The following is a 4,459-nucleotide window of genomic DNA, read 5'->3' on the forward strand; positions in this document are numbered from 1 at the left end:
CAAGCACCCACACGAATTGCTTGATTCAGTTGTTAAAGAGCGGTTGGTTAAGATCTTTCGTCTCAACCGAGGCGCGCATTCTACAGCAGCCTCATTTGCTGTCAAGTGATTATTTTCAGAAGTTTTCAAAGTTTCGCTTGGAAATCTTTAACAACTTCAACCACTTGCGCTTCAGATCTCTCGTCAGCGGGAGGCGAATTCTACAGCGTTACACGCTGCTGTCAACACCTCTTTTTCAACTCCCTTTCGGCTTCGATGAACTGAAGCAACCTGCTGTCAAAACTGCGTAACTCTTTGTTTACCAAGGAGTTTTCCGTTTCGACTGCGCCGGAAGTGGGGCGAATTATAGACACCTGGAATCTGCCGTCAAGCACTGATTTAGGTTTTCTATCAACAAGCTGCAGAAAGCAGCAAAACCACCCAAAGAAAGCCTATACAGAGGAGCCGAAACACCCCTCTATATAGAAGAGACCTATCAGAGAACGCCCGAAGCCTTGAATGCGGACACCGCCCCGGCATCCAGGCCCAACACCCGCTGCAAAACTTCCAGCGTGTGCTCACCCAGCAGAGGAGGTGCAAAACGGTACTCCACCGGCGTTTCCGACAGTCGAATCGGGCTCGCCACCTGAGGCACCATCCCGGCCAGCGCATGCGGCAGCTCGATAGCCAACCCGCGCGCCTTCACCTGAGGATCAGCAAACATCTGCGCCAAGTCATTGATAGGCCCGCAGGGCACACCAGCCTGCTCCAACTGCACCACCCATTCAGCGGTAGTCTTGAACACCGTCGCCTGACGGATCAGCGGAATCAGTACCGCCCTGTTTGCCACCCGCAGCTTGTTGGTCGCAAAACGCGGATCGTCCGCCCACTGCGGCTGCCCGGCCACTTCCGCGAACTTGCGGAACTGCCCATCGTTCCCGACGGTAAGGATGAAATCGCCATCCGCCGTAGGAAAATCCTGATAGGGCACGATGTTCGGGTGAGCATTACCCAAGCGTTTAGGCGCATTGCCTGTCGTCAGGTAGTTCATTGCCTGGTTGGCCAGACAAGCCACCTGCACATCCAGCAGAGCCATATCGATATGCTGACCACCGCCGTCGTGATCCCGATGCGCAAGCGCAGCCAGGATTGCGACAGTCGAATACAGCCCGGTCAGGATGTCCGTCAGCGCCACGCCAACCTTCACCGGCCCCGCACCCTCTTCGCCTTCAGGTCGCCCCGTCAGGCTCATGAGACCGCCCAGCCCCTGGATCATGAAGTCATAACCCGCACGCTTGGCGTAAGGACCGGTCTGGCCGAACCCGGTGATCGAGCAATAGATCAGATCCGGATTGATCGCCTTCAGCGACTCATAGTCCAGACCATAAGCCGCCAGACCGCCGACCTTGAAGTTCTCGATCAGGATGTCCGACTTGGCCGCCAGTTCACGCACCAGCTTCTGCCCTTCAGGGCGAGTGAAGTCGATGGTGACCGATTGCTTGTTGCGATTGGCCGACAAGTAATACGCGGCCTCGCTGGTGTTCTCGCCATAAGCGTCTTTAAGGAACGGTGGTCCCCAGGCGCGCGTGTCATCGCCGTTACCCGGACGCTCGACCTTGATCACTTCGGCGCCAAGGTCGGCCAGGATTTGCCCGGCCCAAGGCCCGGCCAGCACCCGCGATAAATCCAGTACCCGTAGATGCGATAGCGCGCCCATGGACGTTCTCCTTAATAGAACGCCTGGAGGCCGGTTTGCGCACGACCGAGGATCAGTGCATGGACGTCGTGCGTACCTTCATAGGTGTTCACCACTTCCAGGTTAACCAGATGACGCGCAACACCGAATTCATCGGAGATGCCGTTCCCGCCCAACATATCGCGAGCCATGCGCGCGATGTCCAGGGACTTGCCGCAAGAGTTGCGCTTCATCATCGAAGTGATTTCGACTGCCGCGGTCCCTTCGTCCTTCATACGACCCAGACGCAGGCAACCTTGCAGCGCCATGGTGATTTCAGTCTGCATGTCGGCCAGTTTCTTCTGGATCAACTGAGTGGCGGCCAGCGGGCGACCGAACTGTTGGCGATCCAGGGTGTATTGGCGAGCGGTGTGCCAGCAGAACTCGGCCGCACCCAGCGCACCCCAGGAGATGCCGTAACGTGCCGAGTTGAGGCAAGTGAAAGGACCTTTCAGGCCACGGACATCCGGGAAGATGTTCTCTTCCGGAACGAATACGTTGTCCATCACGATCTCACCGGTGATCGATGCCCGCAGGCCCACCTTGCCGTGAATCGCCGGAGCGCTCAGGCCTTTCCAGCCTTTCTCCAGAACGAAACCGCGGATGTCGCCGGCATCGTCCTTGGCCCAGACCACGAACACATCGGCGATCGGGCTGTTGGTGATCCACATCTTGCTGCCGGTGAGGCTGTAGCCGCCTTCCACTTTGCGCGCACGACTGATCATCGCGCCCGGGTCGGAGCCGTGGTTTGGCTCGGTCAGACCGAAGCAGCCGATCCATTCGCCCGACGCCAGTTTCGGCAGGTACTTCTGCTTCTGCGCTTCGGTACCGAATTCATTGATTGGCACCATCACCAGCGAGGACTGCACGCTCATCATCGAGCGATAGCCGGAGTCGATGCGCTCGACTTCACGGGCGATCAGGCCGTAGCTGACATAGTTCAGGCCGCTGCCACCGTACTGCTCGGGGATGGTTGCACCCAACAGGCCGATTTCGCCCATTTCGCGGAAGATCGCCGGATCGGTCTTCTCATGACGGAAAGCTTCGAGGATGCGCGGCGCAAGGCTTTGCTGAGCGAATTGCGCAGCCGTGTCGCGAATCATGCGTTCTTCTTCAGTGAGCTGTTGATCCAGCAGCAGGGGATCGATCCAGTTGAAGCTAGCTTTACCGCCCATGAGTGTGTCCTCTCGAATCGGGTCAAATAACGTGGACTGATCCTAGGCCCGGATCGGCGCTACGGCAAACGAGGATTTTGCATACTGTTGTGCTAATTTCTCACTCCGAAACGTCGCGAAAGAGCCTTTATGCGATGTATTAGTGAGGTTGACGTACATGCGCAGAAAGATACCCAGCACCACCGCCCTGATCAGCTTCGAGGCCGCGGCGCGCCACGAGAGCTTCACCAAGGCCGCCCAGGAACTTTCGCTGACCCAAGGGGCGATTTGCCGACAAATCGCCAGCCTTGAAGAGTTCCTCAGCGTGGAACTGTTCCGACGCTCGCGGCGCGGGGTCAAGCTGACGGAAGCCGGACTCTCCTACAGCCGTCGAGTGGCCACTCAGCTCGATGCGGTTGAGCGCGATACCTTGTCCGTGATGGGCCAGCAGGGCACCAACGTGATCGAACTGGCCGTAGTTCCGACCTTCGGCACCCAATGGCTGCTGCCGCGCCTCAAGGACTTCCAGCAAAAGCACCCGGAAGTGACGGTCAACCTGACCAACCGCACGCGGCCGTTCCTGTTCGCCGACACGGATTTCGATGCCGCCATCTACTTCGGTGACGCGGATTGGTCGGGTACTGAGTCCCACAGGCTGATGGGTGAAAATCCGATGCCCGTTTGCAGCCCCAACCTGCTCGGAAACAAGACCGGTCTGACGCCCGGCGAAATCGCCGACTTACCTCTCCTGCAACAGACCACCCGCCCCTATGCCTGGCGCCAATGGTTCGACTCCCAGCACCTGAATGTCCCGAGAGACATGACAGGCCCCCGCTACGAGCTATTCTCCATGCTCGCCCAGGCCGCCATGCACGACATGGGCATTGCCCTGATTCCGCCGTTCCTGATTCAAAGGGAGTTGAAAGAGAAACGCCTGGTGATCGCCAACCCGCAAGCACTGTCCAGCATCAAGGCTTACTACCTGATGATTCCTGAGCGAAAGGTCGAATCCGCGTCTTTAAGGGCATTTCGTGACTGGCTGGTAAATCAGGCGCACAGCTACAGCCTAGAGGGATAAAGGCTCCCCATGATTACCTGACCCCGTAGTCAGCAAAATGAAAGCACTACAGATGTACGTATTTGTCGCATAGCAGCAAACTGTATCGAAAAGTCGTACAAACGTCCCACAAGCGCCTGATGACGCGGCTTTGCGCCACTATTTCGAGGCGATGCCGCATCATTCATACGGCCGATGTGTAAATTCTTCAATTTCGGCCAGAATCCTTGAAAAGCACGGTCTGCAAGGGATCGAGCCGGTTGGTTGCGACATTCGGTCACGGGGTGACTTGTAGTTAATTTTCCGTCACCCGTCATAATCCCTTGAAGGGCACAAAGTTCGCCTGCAAAATGCCGCGCCCCGCCCTGATTTGGCGGGATCGTGCTGATCGGCCGCCCCAGCCGCACCATCCGTAGTGCATGGGTTTACTCTATAAGATCACGCAGGAGATTTGACGTGCACATTGGTGTTCCTCTCGAAACCCAGACCGGTGAAACACGGGTTGCTGCAACCCCGGAAACCATCAAGAAGCTG

General features: G+C 57.4%; 4 protein-coding genes. 2 read left to right on the forward strand and 2 right to left on the reverse strand.

Features of this window, described 5'->3' with window-relative positions; all coding sequences use genetic code 11:
- Nucleotides 1-475 precede the first annotated feature (475 nt).
- The gene (locus KGB07_RS25545; protein WP_223466910.1) at nt 476-1,696 is read right to left on the reverse strand and encodes a CaiB/BaiF CoA transferase family protein; all 1,221 of its coding nucleotides are present in this window, start codon (nt 1,694-1,696) and stop codon (nt 476-478) included.
- Nucleotides 1,697-1,707: 11 nt separating this feature from the next.
- Nucleotides 1,708-2,889 (reverse strand): acyl-CoA dehydrogenase, encoded by a 1,182-nt coding sequence (locus KGB07_RS25550; protein ID WP_046043971.1) that lies wholly within the window; start codon nt 2,887-2,889, stop codon nt 1,708-1,710.
- 157 nt (nt 2,890-3,046) lie between these two features.
- On the opposite strand from KGB07_RS25550, the gene KGB07_RS25555 reads away from it, so the two are divergent.
- Both KGB07_RS25555 and KGB07_RS25560 read left to right on the forward strand, forming a co-directional pair.
- Nucleotides 3,047-3,946: a LysR family transcriptional regulator gene (locus KGB07_RS25555; RefSeq protein WP_008053123.1), complete on the forward strand. Its 900-nt coding sequence runs from the start codon at nt 3,047-3,049 to the stop codon at nt 3,944-3,946.
- Nucleotides 3,947-4,381: 435 nt separating this feature from the next.
- A partial coding sequence (locus tag KGB07_RS25560; RefSeq protein WP_223441004.1) for a hypothetical protein occupies nt 4,382-4,459 on the forward strand: 78 nt, incomplete at its 3' end.

It is taken from the genome of Pseudomonas sp. GL-RE-26 (assembly GCF_019956275.1).
Lineage (GTDB): Bacteria > Pseudomonadota > Gammaproteobacteria > Pseudomonadales > Pseudomonadaceae > Aquipseudomonas > Aquipseudomonas grandcourensis.

Bases quoted from the DNA above. Each gene is read 5' to 3' on its own strand.
- KGB07_RS25550 (WP_046043971.1), bottom strand. From the start codon at position 2,889: ATGGGCGGTAAAGCTAGCTTCAACTGGATCGATCCCCTGCTGCTGGAT.
- KGB07_RS25545 (WP_223466910.1), bottom strand. From the start codon at position 1,696: ATGGGCGCGCTATCGCATCTACGGGTACTGGATTTATCGCGGGTGCTG.
- KGB07_RS25555 (WP_008053123.1), top strand. From the start codon at position 3,047: ATGCGCAGAAAGATACCCAGCACCACCGCCCTGATCAGCTTCGAGGCC.